Origin of the sequence: Streptomyces sp. NPDC005263 (genome assembly GCF_042872365.1) — a bacterium.
GTDB lineage: Bacteria > Actinomycetota > Actinomycetes > Streptomycetales > Streptomycetaceae > Streptomyces.
Genome location: NZ_JBIAKJ010000003.1, coordinates 466,420 through 483,032 on the forward strand (window position 1 = coordinate 466,420; position 16,613 = coordinate 483,032).

Genomic DNA, 16,613 nt, shown 5'->3' on the forward strand with positions numbered 1-16,613 from the left:
CCGCCGCCCCCCCTTGCGAACACGCCTGAGGCCTACCGCCTGCCGCGCCCGAATCCGGAGGCCAGCGGCATCCGCAACCCCAGCGGCGGCGGTGCGGCCAACGCGTCCCGCACCGGTCGCGACAACGCCCGCCCGAACAACGCCCCCATCACGAAGTCCGCGGCCAGCGCGTGCACTTCGTCCCGGTGCTGGTGCAACCCGTGTCCGTCGGAGTGCACTTCGAAGCGGCACACCTCCCGGTTCGCCTTCTTCGCCCGCTCCGCCAGCCGGAACGACAACTCCGGATCGGTGCGCTCGTCATTCGTGCCGTGCACGATCAGCACCCGCCGCCCGGCCAGCTGCCGCACCGGTTCGGGGGACGCGGCCACGTCCTCCTCCGGCAGCCAAGGGGCCAGTGCCACCACGGAGTTGACGGCCTCGTGCCCGGCCGCGTGCAGCGCCGCCCGGCCACCCATGTCGACCCCGGCGAGGCACACCGGGACATCGCCGTACCGTCGTACGGCCTCCTCGGTCGCCCAGGTCGCGTCCTGCGCCAGATGTGCCGCGCTGCCGTTCCAGCCGCGGTAGCGGTAGTGGACCACATGGGTCGCCAGCCCCGCGGCGCGGCCCGCGCCGGCGAGACGGCGGCCCAGGACGCGTACGGACGCGGCCGCCCACACCGGAGAGGGTCTGCGATGGGAGACCTCATCGCCTCCGGGGAGCAGCAGCACCACTCCACTCACCGCTGTCGGCTCCGGCCCCAGCGTCCGCCCCAGCCGGGGCGGGCGAACCGGTGTCGCTTGCTGTCCCATGACAGAACAGTGTCAGAAGCGCGGGTGTACGACACTGGTCCGTGCGGTCACCGTTACGTATCGACGAATTCGTAAACCAGACGATCTACGCGCGTAGGAGTTAGAGTGCGGAAATGACGAGCCAGACTGCCCGGATGGGGACCACCCCGAGCTCGGACCAGATCCGCCGAGCGCCCAAGGTGCTGCTGCACGACCACCTCGACGGCGGGCTGCGCCCCGGCACCGTCGTCGACCTCGCGCGGGACAGCGGGTACCCGCACCTCCCGGAGACCGACCCGGACAAGCTCGGCGTCTGGTTCCGCGAGGCCGCCGACTCCGGTTCCCTGGAGCGGTACTTGGAGACCTTCTCGCACACCGTCGGCGTGATGCAGACCCGTCAGGCGCTGGTCCGGGTCGCCGCCGAGTGCGCCGAGGACCTCGCCGAGGACGGGGTGGTGTACGCCGAGGTGCGCTACGCCCCCGAGCAGCACCTGGACGGCGGGCTCAGCCTCGAAGAGGTCGTCGAGGCCGTCAACGAGGGCTTCCGGGAAGGGGAGCGGCTCGCTCGCGCGAACGGCCACCGGATCCGGGTCGGCGCCCTGCTCACGGCGATGCGGCACGCGGCCCGCGCCCTGGAGATCGCCGAACTCGCCAACCGGTACCGCGACCTGGGCGTCGTCGGCTTCGACATCGCGGGCGCGGAGGCGGGGTACCCGCCCACCCGGCACCTCGACGCCTTCGAGTACCTCAAGCGCGAGAACAACCACTTCACCATCCACGCCGGAGAGGCCTTCGGGCTGCCGTCCATCTGGCAGGCCCTCCAGTGGTGCGGTGCCGACCGGCTCGGCCACGGCGTGCGGATCATCGACGACATCCAGGTCCACGAGGACGGCACGGTGAAGCTGGGCCGGCTGGCCTCGTACGTACGGGACAAGCGGATCCCGCTGGAGCTGTGCCCCAGCTCCAACCTCCAGACGGGCGCCGCGGCCTCCTACGCCGAGCACCCGATCGGGCTGCTGCGCCGGCTGCACTTCCGCGCCACCGTGAACACCGACAATCGCCTGATGTCCGGCACCAGCATGAGCCAGGAATTCGAGCACCTTGTCGAGGTGTTCGGCTACACACTCGATGACGTGCAATGGTTCTCCGTCAATGCGATGAAATCAAGTTTCATTCCTTTCGATGAACGACTCGCCATGATCAATGACGTCATCAAGCCCGGATATGCCGAGCTGAAGTCCGAATGGCTGTTCCAGCAGACCGCTTCCACCAGCGACTCCGTGGACACGGAGGGCTGATTCAACGAAAACGGAGGCGCGGAACCCGGACGGGCATTCGCCATTCGCCCGCGTTTCGATGTTTGCGGTGGGTACCTCGACATGTTTACGGTCATGGACGCTGACCTCCCCGCAACTCCATTTCGAGGATGCATTTCATGAAGCAGTCTGCTGTCAAGATCCTCGGTGTCGCCGCTCTCGGTGCCGCCTTCGCCGCCACCGCCGCGGGCGCCGCGAGCGCCGCGCCGGTCGCCCAGGACGCCACCCAGGCGCTGAACGGCGTCTCCCGGACGCTGCCGGCGGAGAACGTCGCCCACCAGCTGCCGGCCGCCGGTGAGGTGCTGGGCCAGGCGCAGTCGACGCTCCCCGCGGCGAAGCCGGTCACCCAGAAGGCGCTCGCCGACGACCCCACCGACCAGCTCACCTCCCTGGTCGGCGGTCTGACCTCCGGCAAGGGCCTGCCCGTCAAGGGCGGCCTGCCCGTCAAGGGCGGCCTGCCCGGCGTCCCGCTGGGCTGAGCAGCACCGCACACGAACGCGCCGGTGGGGCGCACCCTCGGACGGGGTGCGCCCCACCGGCGTATCCGCGTACGCGCGGTCACCAGGCCGTGCTGGTGGTCCTGTCCTCGGACGGGAAGAGGATCCACAGTGCGATGTAGAGCAGGAACTGCGGGCCCGGCAGCAGGCAGGAGAGTACGAAGATGACGCGCATCGTCGTCGCGGAGGTGCCGAAGCGCCGTGCCAGCGCGGCACACACTCCGCCGATCATGCGGCCGTTGGTGGGGCGGGCGAGGCGGGACATTGCGGCTCCTTCGTGAGCGTCTGTCGGAGGCTGTCCGGGTGACCGCCTCGTCTGACTTCAAAGCTACGCAGACGAAGGGGACGAAACATCGCTCTACGGTGCGATCCCGACCCTGGGAATCGTCGGGGTCAGACCCTGAGGGGGGTCCTCCTGCGGGACGGAGCGCGGGTGGGCGCGCTCGTCCCTGCGACGGAGCCGGGAGCGGGCCGCCGGCACCAGGAGCGCGTGCGCGAGAGCCACGCCCGCCGTGTTCAGGAGCAGCGAGTCGATGTCCACGCGCTGCCCGGGCACCCCGGTCTGCAGCAGCTCGATGCCCAGCGAGATCAGGGCGCCGGCAGCGGTCGTACGCAGCAGGGAGGCGAGCGGCGAGACGGTGATCCTGCCGTTGACCAGCGGGAACAGCACTCCCAGCGGGGCCAGTAGCCCGAGCCCGCCCAGGATGCGCCGGGTCGCCTCCTGCCAGCCCAGGGCCAGATCGGAGCGGATGCTGGCCAGCGGATGCAGATTGGCGGGCATCACCCAGGGGACATCCAGTGGACGCAGCGTGAGCCAGGCGACGAACGCGAGGTGTGCGACAAGGACGACACCCCCTGCCACACGGACGTTGATCGCGGCGCTGCCGCCGATGGAGCCTTCACGCTGCACGCATCCCAAGACGCGGCCTCCGGCACGATCGGTTCCGGGATACCCACGGGTACGTGGATGAGGCATGCGCCACAACCCCGTGACCCGGGACGCGCCCGCGTCAGCCTCCGGCCACCTCGCTCGACGGCGGCTCCGTGCTGCCGGGGCGGGAGCGGACCTTGTCCGTGCACTCGTAGCGGCGCAGCGGCTCGGAGGCCGGGCCGCCGAGGACGACCGAGCCGTCTCCCTCCGCCGCGGCCGAGTCGGAGAACGTGCAGACCACCTGGGCGAGGGCGTACGAGGTGAGGTCCCCGGGCCGGGTGCTCAGCCGGAGCGCGTCCGCCGGGTCCCGGGGCCCCGGGCCCCGCACCGTCATACCGCCGCGTACGTCGGTGGTGTACCCGGCCTCCTTCTCCGCGGCCGAGGGGGTCGCCGCGAGCTCGTCCAGCAGCCCCTGCGCCACCAGCACCCGGCGCTCGGTGTCCGCCGTACCGTCCGGGACGCGCACGGTCCGGTCGACCGCCACCAGCGACGAACCGCACAGCAGGAACGCCTGCACCGGCAGCCCGCGCGAGGCCTGCGTCGAGAGGTCCGGCTCGGAGAGCGAACACCGCACCCGGGACGGCGCGGGCCCGAACTCGGTCGGCACCTCGGTGGCCCGGATCCCGCACCCGGTGAGCAGCGCGGCCAGCACCGGGAGCGCCAGCACTCGGCCCACGCTCGTCAGGCGTACGTTCATCAGGCGTCCCCCTCGGCCTTCCCGCCGTCCCCGTCCTCGGCGTCGTCGGCGTCCTCGGTGAGCGGCGACGAGTCCTGCGGCAGCCGCAGCGTGAACACCGCGCCGCCCTCCGCGGAGTTGGCCGCGGTGATCTCACCGCCGTGGATGTGGGCGTTCTCCAGGGCGATCGACAGGCCCAGGCCGCTGCCCTCGGAGCGTGGCCGGGAGGCGCTCGCCTTGTAGAAACGGTCGAAGACGTGCGGCAGGACGTCCTCGGGGATGCCGGGCCCGTGGTCCCGGACCTCGATGACCACCGCGTCGGCGGTGTTCCGTACCGCGACCCGCACCGGCGAACCCCCGTGCTTGAGCGCGTTGCCGATGAGGTTGGCCATGATCACGTCCAGGCGGCGCGGGTCGAGCCGGGCGTGGATGCCGCGCTCGGCGTCCAGATCCACCGCGTCCAGCCAGGCCCTTGCGTCGATGCAGGCGGTGAGCTGGTCGACGACGTCCACGTCGTCCACCACCAGCCGCGCGGTGCCCGCGTCGAAGCGGGTGACCTCCATGAGGTTCTCGACGAGGTCGTTCAGCCGCCGCGTCTCGCTCACGACGAGCCGTACCGCGGGCTCGATCATCGGATCGACGCTGCCGGACCCCATCTCCAGCTCGTCCTCCAGCACCTCCGTCACGGCGGTGATGGCGGTCAGCGGCGTCCGCAGTTCATGGGACATGTCGGCCACGAACCGGCGGGAGGCGTCGTCACGCGCGGCCATCTCGGCCACCCGTTTCTCCAGCGCCTCGGCGGCGTTGTTGAACGTCCGGGAGAGATCGGCGAGTTCGTCCGTCCCCGACACCCGCAGCCGGGTGTCCAGCCTGCCCTCGCCGAGCCGGCGCGCGGCCACCCCGAGCCGCTGCACCGGCTTCAGCACGGTCGTCGCCGCGGCCTGCGCGAGCAGCGCGGAGCCGACCAGGCCGAGCCCGGTGGCGATCCCGAGCGACCAGGCCAGCGAGTTGAGGTCCTTCGCCTCCGGCTCCAGCGACTTGAGCATGTAGCCGGTCGGCCCGCCACCGATCACCTTCGTGCCGGCCACCAGACAGGGCGACCCGTGGATGGTCACCCGCTGCCAGTAGAGGTGGTACGGGTACTTGTTGGCGGCGGTGACCGGCTGCCGCCTGCTCACCGCCGCGCGCAGCGACGACGGCACGTCCTGCACCGTGAAGCCGTTCAGGGCACCGGAGTTGCCGTACACCGTCTTGCCGCTCGCGTCCTCGGCGACCAGCACCACACTGAAACGCTGGCTGCTGTTGGCCATCTGGCCCGCGGTGTGCTGCAGCTCGTCCTGTGAGGGGTTCGCGGGCAGCGCGCCCGCCCGGTTCTGCATCTCCTGCTCGAAGTCGCGCAGCACCGCGTCCTGGGTGCGGGTGAGCACCGCCTCCCGGTTGAGCCAGTACGCGATCCCGGACGCGGACACCGCGGCGGTCAGCGCCACCAGAGCGAACACGACCACGAGCCGCAGCCGCAGACTGGTGAGCCGCAGCCGCGACCACACTCCCTTGCGATCCGCGGTCCAACCGCGGATCCCCCCGTGCGCTTGGGTCACTGAGGACTGTCCAGCCGGTAGCCGACACCACGGACCGTACGGATCAGCGTCGGCGAGGACGGCACGTCCTCGACCTTGGCGCGCAGCCGCTGCACACAGGCGTCCACCAGCCGCGAGTCGCCCAGATAGTCGTGCTCCCACACCAGCCGCAGCAACTGCTGCCGGGACAGTGCCTGGCCCGGCCGCCGGCTCAGTTCGAGCAGCAGCCGCAGCTCGGTCGGGGTGAGCTGGAGGTCCTCGCCGTTCTTCGTCACGGTCATCGCCGCGCGGTCGATCACCAGCGAACCGAACGACGCCGCGTCGTTCGCCTCCCGCTCCCCGCGCCGCAGCACGGCCCGGATCCGGGCGTCCAGCACCCGCCCCTGCACCGGCTTGACCACATAGTCGTCGGCACCGGACTCCAGCCCGACGACCACGTCGATGTCGTCGCTGCGCGCGGTCAGCAGGATGATCGGCAGCTGGTCCGTGCGCCGGATGCGCCGGCACACCTCGAACCCGTCGATGCCCGGCAGCATCACATCCAGCACGATCAGGTCGGGCCGCTGCTCCCGCAGCAGCTTCAGGCCGTCCTCGCCGGTGGCAGCGGTGGCAACCCGGTGGCCCTGGCGCGTCAGGGACAGCTCCAGGGCCGTACGGATGGCGTCGTCGTCCTCGATCAGCAACAGGGAAGGCACGAGGCTCATTCTGGCCCATGGCGGGGTGGGGCTGCGACACCTGTCCCCGCACCGGCCGCCACCCGTATCCCTGCGTGCCCGTAGCGCTCCGGTCTGTGCGGATCCTGGGTGACACCTGGGAGCGACATCCGAGCAGGGCCCCTGTGACAGCTCTGTGACAGTCGGCGGACACGGCCATGAAGTGACCCCGGCAAGCTTCTCGGCACAGGCAAGGAAGCACGGCGAACACCGGAAGTCCACGACGGGGGGCGCGAGATGAACACGCTGTACGGCAACAGCACCAGCGCGGTGATCACGCGTCTGCACGACGTGAACGGGGGCCGGGGTTCGGAGAAGGCCGGTGCCGACGGGGGTCCCTCCCGCTCGAACGGGTTCGAGCGAGGGGGCGGGCGGAGTTTCGCCCGCGGCACCGGGCGTCAGCACACCACCTACATGTCGGTGGTTGACGCCCGCACGGGGGAAGCTCACGGGGGAGCCGCGTACGGGGAGGACTCGGGGGAGCGTCGTTCGCTGTCGGAGGTGGAGTTCACCGCCTACGTCCAGGAGCGCCGCGCCTCCCTGTACGCAACCGCCTACCACCTGACCGGTGACCGCTTCGAGGCCGAGGACCTGCTGCAGAGCGCGCTGTTCTCGACGTACCGGGCGTGGGACCGGATCAGTGACAAGGCGGCGGTCGGCGGATATCTCCGCCGCACCATGACCAACCTGCACATCAGCGCGTGGCGCCGCCGCAAGCTGAACGAGTACCCGACCGAGGAACTGCCGGAGACGCCCGGCGACACGGACGCGATGCGCGGCACCGAACTGCGCGCGGTCCTGTGGCAGGCGCTCGCCCGGCTCCCCGAACTCCAGCGCACGATGCTGGTCCTTCGTTACTACGAGGGCCGCACCGACCCGGAGATCGCGGAGATCCTCGACATCAGTGTCGGCACGGTGAAGTCCAGCATCTGGCGGTCGCTCCGCCGGCTGCGCGAGGACGAGGTCCTCAGCTTCGGCCGTGACGAGGAGAACGCCTTCGGGGAGCTCGTCGCCTGAGGGTTCGGGGGGAGCAAGTAACGGGGGAGCGGTAACAACGGGGGAGCGGTAACTGGGGGACCAACGGGGGAAGCACGGGGGTGCATCAGGAGCGGGGCTGGAGGGCCGGGGGGTCCGTCCAGTCCCGCTTTCCTGTCTCAGCCCGCCGCAGTGGCCGCCGGGCGGCGGCCGACCGCGGCGGCGGCGAGGCGGCCGAGGGCCTCGTCCCGGTCGCAGGCGTACGCGCCCAGTGCCGTCTGGCGGGCCACGATGGAGCGTTCGGCGCGCATCAGCCGCCAGCCGCGGCGCAGCAGGAACGGCACCGACTTGCGGCCCTCCCTCAGGTCCCGCAGGAAGCGCCGGCGGAAGGTCTTCACCGGGCCGCGGTTCAGGCACAACGCGTCGGCCAGCACGCCGAGTTCCCGGCAGCGCGTGATGATCTCGGCGGCGAAGATGCCCTCCGCTATGAACAGCGGGGTCCGCCCCACATCGACGGACTCCTCGCCGGTGCGGGCGCTCAGCGAGATGTCGTAGAGCGGGACCTTGGTACGGCCGGTGCGGCACAGGTCCAGGATCGCGGCGATCGCGGCGTCCGAGTCCCACGAGTCCGGGTGGTCCCAGTCGATGTCGGAGCTTCCGCTCACCAGGGGCAGCGTCGGGTCGTCGCCCTCTTTGTAGAAGTCGTCGAGACGCAGCACGGGAAGCCCGGAGCGGGCGCCGACCAGGGACTTGCCCGAGCCCGAGGGGCCGCAGAGCAGCACGACACGGGCGGATGACGGGGGAAGGATGCTCACGGGACACCAGTTTGACGCATCCCGTACGCCCTGCCGACCCCGCGGGCCGGCTTTGAAGCGCGCGTCACACATCAACTACCCTTCGTGGTGACCTAGTTACCCTGTGCTCCAGAAGGTGGCAGAACCGATGGCTCGACACGCGTCCTCGCAGAATCCGACCGCCCGGCGCGCCCTGGCCGCCCTCGCGACCGCGGGTGTGGCCCTGGGGGCGGGCGCGGCGACGGCGTCCGCGGCCACCGACATCACCCACTCCGAGCCCGCCTCGCTCGGTCACACCGACCCGCAGGCCGGCCTCCAGCCCCCCACCGGCACGGTCGGCCACGTCACCGGCCCGGTCGCCGGCCTCAAGCCCAACCCGCTCGCCGGCACCGGCGTCGACCCGCTCGACAACGGCGTGGGCACCCAGGTCGCCGACTTCAAGCCGCTCAGCTCGCGGGCGCTGACCGGGCCGGTGGCGCAGGCGGAGTCGGTCGACAGGCTGCCGGTGGCGGGGCAGGCGGTGGGGCTGCTGGGTCGCTGAGGAACGGGCGCACGGCGAAGAGCCGCTCCTTCCCCCTGACAGTGGGAAGGAGCGGCTGTTCGGCCGTGTCGGGTCTCAGTACGCCGAGCCGGACGCGCCCAGCGAACCCGTCGGGTGCCAGACCGTCTTGGTCTCCAGGAACGCCGTCATGCGGTCGATGCCGGGGGTCGCCGACCAGTCGGCATTGTCCACAGCGTGTGGACGCAGGACGCGCTTCAGGTTGTCGGCGGCCGCGATCTCCAGTTCCTTCGCCAGGCCGTCGTCGGCGGCGGCGCCCGCCAGGTCGATCGCGTTGACGTCCTGGTGCGCGGCCAGGGGCGCCGCGATCTCCGCCGTACGGCCGGAGAGGACGTTGACGACGCCGCCGGGCAGGTCGGAGGTGGCCAGTACCTCGCCCAGGGAGAGGGCGGGGAGCGGGGACCTCTCGGAAGCCACCACGACCGCGGTGTTGCCCGTCGCGATCACCGGGGCGACGACCGAGACCAGGCCGAGGAACGACGACTCCTGCGGGGCCAGGACGGCGACCACGCCCGTCGGCTCGGGGGACGACAGGTTGAAGTACGGGCCCGCCACCGGGTTGCCGCCGCCCACCACCTGGGCGATCTTGTCGGTCCAGCCCGCGTACCAGACCCAGCGGTCGATCGTCGCGTCCACCTGCTCGGCGGCCTTCGACTTCGACAGGCCCTCCGCGTCGGCCACCTCGTGGACGAACTGCGCCCTGCGGCCCTCCAGCATCTCCGCGACGCGGTAGAGGACCTGGCCCCTGTTGTACGCGGTCGCGCCGGACCAGCCCCCGAAGGCCTTGCGGGCGGCCACGACCGCGTCGCGGGCGTCCTTGCGGGAGGAGAGCGGCGCGTTCGCCAGCCACTTGCCCTTTGCGTCGGTCACCTCGTACACCCGGCCGCTCTCGGAACGCGGGAACTTCCCGCCGACGTACAGCTTGTAGGTCTTGAAGACGCTCAGACGCCGCGCGGCGGAGCCGCTGATCGATACGTGCTCAGACATCGAGGTACGCCTCCAGGCCGTGGCGACCGCCCTCGCGGCCGAAGCCCGACTCCTTGTAACCGCCGAACGGCGACGTCGGGTCGAACTTGTTGAACGTGTTGGACCAGATCACGCCCGCGCGGAGCTTGCTCGCCACCGCCAGGATGCGCGAGCCCTTCTCCGACCAGATGCCCGCCGACAGGCCGTACGGGGTGTTGTTGGCCTTGGCGACGGCCTCGTCCGGGGTACGGAAGGTGAGGACGGACAGCACCGGGCCGAAGATCTCGTCACGGGCGACGGTGTGCGCCTGGGTGACGTTCGTGAACAGGGTCGGGGCGAACCAGTAACCGGAGGAGGGGAGTTCACAGGCCGGCGACCAGCGCTCGGCGCCCTCCGCCTCGCCCTGCTCGACCAGCGTGGTGATCCGGGACAGCTGCTCCGCGGAGTTGATCGCGCCGATGTCGGTGTTCTTGTCCAGCGGGTCGCCCAGGCGCAGCGTGGACAGGCGGCGCTTGAGGGAGTCGAGGAGCTCGTCCTGGATGGACTCCTGGACCAGCAGCCGGCTGCCCGCGCAGCAGACCTGGCCCTGGTTGAAGAAGATGCCGTTCACGATGCCCTCGACGGCCTGGTCGATCGGCGCGTCGTCGAAGACGATGTTGGCGCCCTTGCCGCCGAGTTCGAGCGTGAGCTTCTTGCGGGTGCCCGCGACGGTGCGCGCGATCTGCTTGCCGACGGCGGTGGAGCCGGTGAAGGCGACCTTGTCGACGCCCGGGTGCGCGACCAGCGCGGCGCCCGTGTCGCCGTATCCCGGAAGGATGTTGACGACGCCCTTCGGGAGGCCGGCCTGGCGGCAGATGTCCGCGAAGAAGAGAGCGGACAGAGGGGTCGTCTCGGCGGGCTTCAGCACCACCGTGTTGCCGGTCGCGAGCGCCGGGGCGATCTTCCACGCCAGCATCAGGAGGGGGAAGTTCCAGGGGATGACCTGGCCCGCGACGCCGAGGGGCCGGGGGTTCGCGCCGAAGCCGGCGTGGTCGAGCTTGTCGGCCCAGCCCGCGTAGTAGAAGAAGTGCGCGGCGACCAGGGGGAGGTCGGCGTCGCGGGTCTCCTTGATGGGCTTGCCGTTGTCGAGGGTCTCCAGGACGGCGAGCTCGCGGCTGCGTTCCTGGATGATCCGGGCGATACGGAACAGGTACTTGGCCCGCTCGGAACCCGGCAGCGCCGACCACTTCTCGAAGGCCTTGCGGGCCGCCTCGACCGCGCGGTCGACGTCCTCGGCGCCCGCCTGGGCGACCTCGGCGAGGACCTCCTCGCTGGCGGGGCTGACCGTCTTGAAGACCTTGCCGTCTGCGGCCTCGGTGAACTCGCCGTTGATGAACAGGCCGTAGGAGGGCGCGATGTCGACGATCGCGCGGGACTCCGGCGCCGGGGCGTACTCGAACGCGGATGACCGCTTGCTCGTGGTGTCCGTGGTCTTGTCCGTGGTCATGGTGATCAGTCCACCGTCACGTAGTCGGGGCCGGAGTAGCGGCCGGTGGCCAGCTTCTGGCGCTGCATCAGCAGGTCGTTGAGGAGCGAGGAGGCGCCGAAGCGGAACCAGTGGTTGTCCAGCCAGTCGTCGCCCACGGTCTCGTTGACCAGGACGAGGAACTTGATCGCGTCCTTGGAGGTGCGGATCCCGCCGGCCGGCTTCACGCCCACCTGTACCCCAGTCTGCGCCCGGAAGTCGCGGACGGCCTCCAGCATGAGCAGGGTGTTCGCGGGGGTGGCGTTCACCGCGACCTTGCCGGTCGAGGTCTTGATGAAGTCCGCCCCGGCCAGCATGCCGAGCCAGCTCGCGCGGCGGATGTTGTCGTACGTCGACAGCTCGCCCGTCTCGAAGATGACCTTGAGGCGGGCGTCCGTCCCGCAGGCCTCCCGCACGGCGACGATCTGGTCGTACACCGTCAGGTAGTCGCCCGCGAGGAACGCGCCGCGGTCGATGACCATGTCGATCTCGTCGGCACCCGCCGCGACGGCCTCCCGGACGTCCGCGAGCTTCACGGCGATCGGGACGCGGCCCGCCGGGAAGGCGGTGGCCACCGAGGCGACCTTGACGCCGGAGCCGGCGACCGCCGCCTTGGCGGTGGCCACCATGTCGGGGTAGACGCAGACGGCCGCGACCGCGGGGGCCGTCCGGTCGGTCGGGTCGGGGCGGACCGCCTTGGCGCCGAGCGCCCGGACCTTGCCCGGGGTGTCCGCGCCTTCCAGCGTCGTCAGGTCGACCATCGAGATGGCGAGGTCGATGGCGTACGCCTTCGCGGTCGTCTTGATGGAACGGGTACCGAGCGAGGAGGCGCGCGCCTCCAGTCCGACCGCGTCGACGCCGGGCAGCCCATGGAGGAAGCGGCGCAGCGTGCTGTCGGACGCGGTGACGTCTGAGAGAGCGTGAGGTGCAGCAGTGGGCATGGTCACCAGACGAGCATATCTACGCGCGTAGCGGCTGTACAGCCGGGCGGGTGCACTCATCAGGTCGTCGGGGTGGGGTGTGGGGGGTGGGGTGTGGGTGGGTGGGGGCGGCTGCTTGTGGTGCGGGGGTTGGCAGGGCTTTGAGTGCGTCGGGCAGAATCGGGGCCATGACGACTCCGGACCCGCAGACATCGCCGAAGTACGAGGACCGGGTGCACCGGTCCGGCGGGGGCATCGCCGGTGGTGTCCTGCTGCTCGGCATCGCCTGCTGGCTCGGGATCGACGCGATCGTCGCCGGGGAGGGCAGCACACCCTGGCGGGCGCTCGCCGCCCTGCTGCTCGTGGTGCCGCTGATCATCGCCTTCACGCTGCGGCCCGCCGTCTACGTGGGTGACGACCGGCTGCGTGTCCGCAACCCGTTCCGGATCATCGTGCTCCCCTGGGGGCAGATCGAGGCGCTGCGCTCCGGCTACTCGAACGAGGTCTTCGTCAAGACCGGCGGCAAGTTCCAGCTGTGGGCGGTTCCCGTCTCGCTGCGGGCCCGCAACAAGGCGGCGCGGCGGGAGGCCCGGCGGACCGCGCAGGACGGCGGGCCGATGGGAACCGGGGGCGGCGGCCGGCTCGGCGGTGCTCTCGGCGGTGGGCTCGGTGGATCGCGTGGCTTGTCCGGGGGGCGCGGGGCGGGGTCGGACGGGCCCGTGCGGGCGGAGAGCGACCAGGTCATGGACGACCTGCGCGAGCTGCTGGAGCAGCGGGCGACGGTTCGGTCGGCGCAGGGTGAGGTGACCGTGCGGTGGGCCTACGAGGTCATGGGGCCGGCGGTGGCGGGGGCCGTGCTGCTGGTGATTCTGGTCGTGGTCGGCTGAGGCGGGGCGGGCGCGGGAGTTTGGTGGGGTGCCGCTAAGCACCCCGGGCACTCAGATGCCTGCCGCTGCGGACAGGTCTCGCTTGATCGTTGTCAGGAGGTCCGTCGCCCTTGCGTGGGCGGCGGGGAGGTCGGCGTGCGTCCCTACCGGGACGACCACCTCCAGGTAGCACTTCAGCTTCGGTTCCGTACCGCTGGGGCGGACGATCACCCGGGCGCCGTCGAGGATGTAGCGCAGGCCGTCGGTGGGCGGAAGTCGGTCGGTGCCCCGGGTGAGGTCGTCGGTGCGGGTGATCGGCAGGCCCGCCAGCTCCGTCGGGGGATGCTCGCGCAGGCGCCCCATCGCGTCGGCGATGAGGGAGAGGTCGTCGACGCGGACCGAGAGCTGGTCGGTGGCGTGCAGGCCGTGCTCGACCGCGATGTCGTCCAGGAGGTCGAGGAGGGTGCGGCCCTGCTCCTTGAGGACGGAGGCGAGCTCCGTGATCAGCAGGGCGGCCGTGATGCCGTCCTTGTCCCGTACGCCGTCGGGGTCCACGCAGTATCCGAGGGCCTCCTCGTAGCCGTACCGCAGGCCCTCCACGCGGGCGATCCACTTGAAGCCGGTGAGGGTCTCCTCGTAGGGGAGGCCCGCCTTCTGCGCGATCCGGCCCAGCAGGGAGGAGGACACGATGGACTCGGCGAAGGTGCCCTGGACTCCGCGGTGGACCAGGTGGGTGGCGAGCAGGGCGCCCACCTCGTCGCCTCGGAGCATGCGCCAGGTGTCGCTCTTGACGGCCACGGCGCAGCGGTCCGCGTCCGGGTCGTTGGCGATGATCAGGTCCGGGTCGGTCTCGCGGGCCTTCGCGAAGGCGAGGTCCATGGCGCCGGGCTCTTCCGGGTTGGGGAAGGCGACGGTGGGGAAGTCCGGGTCCGGATCGGCCTGTTCGGTGACGAGGTCGGGGGTCGGGAAGCCGGCGCGGGCGAAGGCGGCGAGGAGGGTATCCCTGCCTACGCCGTGCATCGCTGTGTACACCGTGCGGGCGGTGCGGGGGGAGTCGGCGGCCAGGACGGCGTCCGTGCGGGTGAGGTAGGCGTCGAGGACGGCGTCGTCGAGGGTGTCCCAGCCGGAGGTGGGGCGGGGGACCGTGGTGAGCGTGGTGACGGCGGCGATCTGGGCGGCGATCTCGGCGTCGGCCGGGGGGACGATCTGGGAGCCGTCGCCGAGGTAGACCTTGTAGCCGTTGTCGCGGGGCGGGTTGTGGCTGGCGGTGACCTCCACGCCGGCGACCGCGCCGAGGTGCCTTATGGCGAAGGCGAGGACGGGGGTCGGGAGGGGGCGGGGGAGTACTGCCGCGCGGAGGCCGGCGCCGGTCATGACGGCGGCGGTGTCCTGGGCGAAGTCCGCGGACTTGTGGCGGGCGTCGTAGCCGATGACGACGAGGCCGCCGGTGTGGCCCTTGGCGTTGAGGTACGCGGCGAGGCCGGCGGCGGCTCGGATGACGACCGAGCGGTTCATCCGCATCGGGCCCGCGCCGAGTTCGCCGCGTAGGCCCGCGGTGCCGAACTGGAGGGTGCCGGAGAAGCGTGCGGTGAGCTCTGTGACGTCCTCGGTGTCGATGAGCTTGGCGAGTTCGTCACGGGTTTCCGTGTCGGGGTCCTCGGCCAGCCATGCCTTGGCTCGTGCGATGAGATCGTCGTGCGGCACGTTCGGTCAACCTCTCGTTGTCGGTCGTACGGGGGGCATGCGGCGCCTGTGCGGGGTTGGGGGGGGGTGCGTGTGGCGCCTGCGGTTTGGGGGTGGGTCGGGGGGGGGGGGGGGGGGGGGGGGGGGGGGGGGGGGGGGGGGGGCGGGGGTGGGGGGGGGGGGGGGGGGGGGGGGGGGGCGCGGGGGTGTCCGTCCTCGGAACGTCGCGGAATCGGTTTGTTGGGGGGTGGGCGGTGTTGACGCGACAACCGCTGCGGGCGGACACCCCCGACCCGTCCCCTTCTCGCCGTGCGCGGGTGCGGACGCCCACGGACCGTCCCCTTCTCGCCGTGCGCGGGTGCGGGTCCCATCCTCTTTGTGTCGTACGCGGGGCCCGGCCCGTTGGGGGGGGCCTACAGGCGGTTCAGTAGCTGGGCCAGTAGGGAACCCATGCGGGTGGCGCTGTCTCGGCCGGCCTGGAGGACCTCCTCGTGGTTGAGGGGTTCGCCTGTCATGCCTGCGGCGAGGTTGGTCACCAGGGAGATGCCCAGTACCTCGGCACCTGCCTCGCGTGCGGCGATGGCCTCCAGGACCGTCGACATGCCGACCAGGTCCGCGCCGATGACGCGGGCCATGCGGATCTCGGCCGGGGTCTCGTAGTGCGGGCCGGGGAACTGGGCGTAGACGCCCTCCTCCAGTGTCGGGTCGACCTCCTTGCACAGGGCGCGCAGGCGGGGGGAGTAGAGGTCGGTGAGGTCGACGAAGTTGGCGCCGACGATGGGGCTGGTGGCCGTCAGGTTGATGTGGTCGCTGATCAGGACGGGCTGGCCGGGGCGCATGCCCTCGCGGAGGCCGCCGCAGCCGTTGGTCAGGATGATCGTCTTGCTGCCGGCGGCGACGGCGGTGCGGACGCCGTGCGCCACGGCGGCCACGCCCCTGCCCTCGTAGAAGTGCGTACGGCCCAGGAAGACCAGGGCGCGCTTGTCGCCGATCGTGTACGAGCGGATCTTGCCTCCGTGGCCCTCCACCGCCGGCGGCGGGAACCCAGGCAGCTCGGTGACCGGGAACTCGGCATCGGGAGCACCGAGGGCGTCCACGGCCGGTGCCCAGCCGGAGCCCATCACGAGGGTGACGTCGTGGGTCTCGGCGCCGGTCAGTGCGCGCAGGTGCGCGGCGGCGGCGTCGGCGGCGGCGTGCGGGTCGCCCTGGATGTCGTCCGGAAGAAGAGATGCGTTCACGCGCCTGAGGGTAGCCGGTCTGGGCCTACGCGCGTAGATGACTGAGGTCGTCAGGGGGCGATCGTTGCCTTGTCGTTTCCGATTTCAGCGGGGTCCGGCGGTCAGCAGGGGCGCTTGCGGAGCTCCATGACGTAGTCGTGGGGGGCTCCCGCCGACTCGGCGGCGTCGGCGATCTCACCGAGGTAGCGGGCCGAGGGCAGGCCGCCCTCGTAGCCGTTGAGGACGTAGACCCAGGCGGGTTCCTCGCCCTCCAGGGTGTGCACGCGCATCCGCATCCGGCGGTAGATGTCCAGGCCCACGCCCTCCCAGCGGTCCATGGAGTCCTCGTCGAGGGGCGCGAGGTCGTACAGCGCGACGAAGACCTGGGCGCCGGGGGCCTCCACGATCGTCGCCAGCGCCCCCTCCCAGCCCATGTGTTCGCCGCCGAAGGTCAGCCGCCAGTCGTTCAGCCAGCCCGTCGCGCGCAGGGGGGAGTGCGGGGCACGGCGCGTCATGAGCCGCGCGTCGAGGTTGCTGGCGTACGCGGCGTAGAGCGACATGGGTCGAGGGTACGGCAGGTGGGCTCGGGCGCCTCAGCCGTCTCATACGTTGCGGTGCTCATCATGGGGTGCGGTTCCTCGGGGGCCCC

General features: G+C 71.4%; 18 protein-coding genes. 5 read left to right on the top strand and 13 right to left on the bottom strand.

Going from position 1 to position 16,613, the window contains the following annotated elements:
* Window positions 1-32: 32 nt before the first annotated feature.
* Entirely contained in the window at window positions 33-791 is a 759-nt protein-coding gene (locus ACFYRY_RS15710) for a prolyl oligopeptidase family serine peptidase (RefSeq protein ID WP_389144801.1), read from the bottom strand.
* A 113-nt stretch (window positions 792-904) separates the two neighbouring features.
* On the opposite strand from ACFYRY_RS15710, the gene ACFYRY_RS15715 reads away from it, so the two are divergent.
* The gene (locus tag ACFYRY_RS15715) at window positions 905-2,068 is read left to right on the top strand and encodes an adenosine deaminase (protein WP_389144804.1); all 1,164 of its coding nucleotides are present in this window, start codon (window positions 905-907) and stop codon (window positions 2,066-2,068) included.
* Between the two features lie 137 nt (window positions 2,069-2,205).
* Window positions 2,206-2,565 (top strand): ATP-binding protein, encoded by a 360-nt coding sequence (locus ACFYRY_RS15720; protein ID WP_389144807.1) that lies wholly within the window; start codon window positions 2,206-2,208, stop codon window positions 2,563-2,565.
* Window positions 2,566-2,644: 79 nt separating this feature from the next.
* Here ACFYRY_RS15720 and ACFYRY_RS15725 read toward each other — a convergent pair whose 3' ends face one another.
* From ACFYRY_RS15725 to afsQ1, 5 genes are all read right to left on the bottom strand, one after another.
* Complete coding sequence (locus ACFYRY_RS15725; RefSeq protein WP_389144810.1) at window positions 2,645-2,848, bottom strand: PspC domain-containing protein; 204 nt, start codon at window positions 2,846-2,848, stop codon at window positions 2,645-2,647.
* Window positions 2,849-2,941: 93 nt separating this feature from the next.
* The gene (locus ACFYRY_RS15730; RefSeq protein WP_389144813.1) at window positions 2,942-3,493 is read right to left on the bottom strand and encodes a VanZ family protein; all 552 of its coding nucleotides are present in this window, start codon (window positions 3,491-3,493) and stop codon (window positions 2,942-2,944) included.
* A gap of 100 nt (window positions 3,494-3,593) precedes the next feature.
* Complete coding sequence (locus tag ACFYRY_RS15735; RefSeq protein ID WP_389144816.1) at window positions 3,594-4,211, bottom strand: hypothetical protein; 618 nt, start codon at window positions 4,209-4,211, stop codon at window positions 3,594-3,596.
* Window positions 4,211-5,788 (bottom strand): ATP-binding protein, encoded by a 1,578-nt coding sequence (locus ACFYRY_RS15740; protein WP_389144819.1) that lies wholly within the window; start codon window positions 5,786-5,788, stop codon window positions 4,211-4,213. The genes ACFYRY_RS15735 and ACFYRY_RS15740 overlap by 1 nt, the downstream gene beginning before the upstream one ends.
* Complete coding sequence (gene afsQ1, locus ACFYRY_RS15745; protein ID WP_161300939.1) at window positions 5,785-6,462, bottom strand: two-component system response regulator AfsQ1; 678 nt, start codon at window positions 6,460-6,462, stop codon at window positions 5,785-5,787. The genes ACFYRY_RS15740 and afsQ1 overlap by 4 nt, the downstream gene beginning before the upstream one ends.
* A gap of 255 nt (window positions 6,463-6,717) precedes the next feature.
* On the opposite strand from afsQ1, the gene ACFYRY_RS15750 reads away from it, so the two are divergent.
* Window positions 6,718-7,497, top strand: a complete 780-nt coding sequence (locus ACFYRY_RS15750; RefSeq protein ID WP_389144823.1) for a SigE family RNA polymerase sigma factor — start codon at window positions 6,718-6,720, stop codon at window positions 7,495-7,497.
* A 137-nt stretch (window positions 7,498-7,634) separates the two neighbouring features.
* Here the strand turns inward: ACFYRY_RS15750 and ACFYRY_RS15755 are convergent, their stop codons facing one another.
* Window positions 7,635-8,270: a uridine kinase gene (locus ACFYRY_RS15755; RefSeq protein ID WP_389144826.1), complete on the bottom strand. Its 636-nt coding sequence runs from the start codon at window positions 8,268-8,270 to the stop codon at window positions 7,635-7,637.
* Between the two features lie 127 nt (window positions 8,271-8,397).
* Between ACFYRY_RS15755 and ACFYRY_RS15760 the strand changes: the two genes are divergently transcribed.
* Complete coding sequence (locus tag ACFYRY_RS15760) at window positions 8,398-8,790, top strand: hypothetical protein (protein ID WP_389144829.1); 393 nt, start codon at window positions 8,398-8,400, stop codon at window positions 8,788-8,790.
* 75 nt (window positions 8,791-8,865) lie between these two features.
* Here ACFYRY_RS15760 and ACFYRY_RS15765 read toward each other — a convergent pair whose 3' ends face one another.
* The 3 genes from ACFYRY_RS15765 to deoC are packed head-to-tail and all read right to left on the bottom strand — an operon-like array spanning window position 8,866 to window position 12,219.
* Complete coding sequence (locus tag ACFYRY_RS15765) at window positions 8,866-9,795, bottom strand: aldehyde dehydrogenase family protein (RefSeq protein WP_389144831.1); 930 nt, start codon at window positions 9,793-9,795, stop codon at window positions 8,866-8,868.
* A complete protein-coding gene (locus ACFYRY_RS15770; RefSeq protein WP_389144833.1) occupies window positions 9,788-11,260 on the bottom strand; it encodes an aldehyde dehydrogenase family protein in 1,473 nt (490 codons plus the stop codon). The genes ACFYRY_RS15765 and ACFYRY_RS15770 overlap by 8 nt, the downstream gene beginning before the upstream one ends.
* Window positions 11,261-11,265: 5 nt before the next feature.
* Window positions 11,266-12,219 carry a deoxyribose-phosphate aldolase gene (gene deoC / locus ACFYRY_RS15775; protein WP_389146243.1) on the bottom strand — a complete coding sequence of 318 codons (954 nt, stop codon included), beginning with the start codon at window positions 12,217-12,219 and terminating at the stop codon, window positions 11,266-11,268.
* Window positions 12,220-12,386: 167 nt separating this feature from the next.
* Here deoC and ACFYRY_RS15780 point away from each other — a divergent pair, with 167 nt between their 5' ends.
* Window positions 12,387-13,085, top strand: a complete 699-nt coding sequence (locus ACFYRY_RS15780; RefSeq protein WP_389144835.1) for a PH domain-containing protein — start codon at window positions 12,387-12,389, stop codon at window positions 13,083-13,085.
* Window positions 13,086-13,136: 51 nt separating this feature from the next.
* Here ACFYRY_RS15780 and ACFYRY_RS15785 read toward each other — a convergent pair whose 3' ends face one another.
* The 3 genes from ACFYRY_RS15785 to ACFYRY_RS15795 form a co-directional block, all read right to left on the bottom strand.
* Entirely contained in the window at window positions 13,137-14,768 is a 1,632-nt protein-coding gene (locus ACFYRY_RS15785; protein ID WP_389144837.1) for a phospho-sugar mutase, read from the bottom strand.
* Window positions 14,769-15,160: 392 nt separating this feature from the next.
* Window positions 15,161-15,985, bottom strand: a complete 825-nt coding sequence (locus ACFYRY_RS15790; protein WP_389144839.1) for a purine-nucleoside phosphorylase — start codon at window positions 15,983-15,985, stop codon at window positions 15,161-15,163.
* A 101-nt stretch (window positions 15,986-16,086) separates the two neighbouring features.
* Window positions 16,087-16,524: a gamma-glutamylcyclotransferase gene (locus ACFYRY_RS15795; protein ID WP_356770589.1), complete on the bottom strand. Its 438-nt coding sequence runs from the start codon at window positions 16,522-16,524 to the stop codon at window positions 16,087-16,089.
* Window positions 16,525-16,613 lie beyond the last annotated feature (89 nt).

Bases quoted from the DNA above. Each gene is read 5' to 3' on its own strand.
- ACFYRY_RS15735 (WP_389144816.1), bottom strand. From the start codon at position 4,211: ATGAACGTACGCCTGACGAGCGTGGGCCGAGTGCTGGCGCTCCCGGTG.
- ACFYRY_RS15795 (WP_356770589.1), bottom strand. From the start codon at position 16,524: ATGTCGCTCTACGCCGCGTACGCCAGCAACCTCGACGCGCGGCTCATG.
- ACFYRY_RS15760 (WP_389144829.1), top strand. From the start codon at position 8,398: ATGGCTCGACACGCGTCCTCGCAGAATCCGACCGCCCGGCGCGCCCTG.
- ACFYRY_RS15710 (WP_389144801.1), bottom strand. From the start codon at position 791: ATGGGACAGCAAGCGACACCGGTTCGCCCGCCCCGGCTGGGGCGGACG.
- ACFYRY_RS15765 (WP_389144831.1), bottom strand. From the start codon at position 9,795: ATGTCTGAGCACGTATCGATCAGCGGCTCCGCCGCGCGGCGTCTGAGC.
- ACFYRY_RS15725 (WP_389144810.1), bottom strand. From the start codon at position 2,848: ATGTCCCGCCTCGCCCGCCCCACCAACGGCCGCATGATCGGCGGAGTG.
- ACFYRY_RS15780 (WP_389144835.1), top strand. From the start codon at position 12,387: ATGACGACTCCGGACCCGCAGACATCGCCGAAGTACGAGGACCGGGTG.
- ACFYRY_RS15750 (WP_389144823.1), top strand. From the start codon at position 6,718: ATGAACACGCTGTACGGCAACAGCACCAGCGCGGTGATCACGCGTCTG.
- ACFYRY_RS15720 (WP_389144807.1), top strand. From the start codon at position 2,206: ATGAAGCAGTCTGCTGTCAAGATCCTCGGTGTCGCCGCTCTCGGTGCC.
- ACFYRY_RS15715 (WP_389144804.1), top strand. From the start codon at position 905: ATGACGAGCCAGACTGCCCGGATGGGGACCACCCCGAGCTCGGACCAG.
- ACFYRY_RS15770 (WP_389144833.1), bottom strand. From the start codon at position 11,260: ATGACCACGGACAAGACCACGGACACCACGAGCAAGCGGTCATCCGCG.
- deoC (WP_389146243.1), bottom strand. From the start codon at position 12,219: ATGCCCACTGCTGCACCTCACGCTCTCTCAGACGTCACCGCGTCCGAC.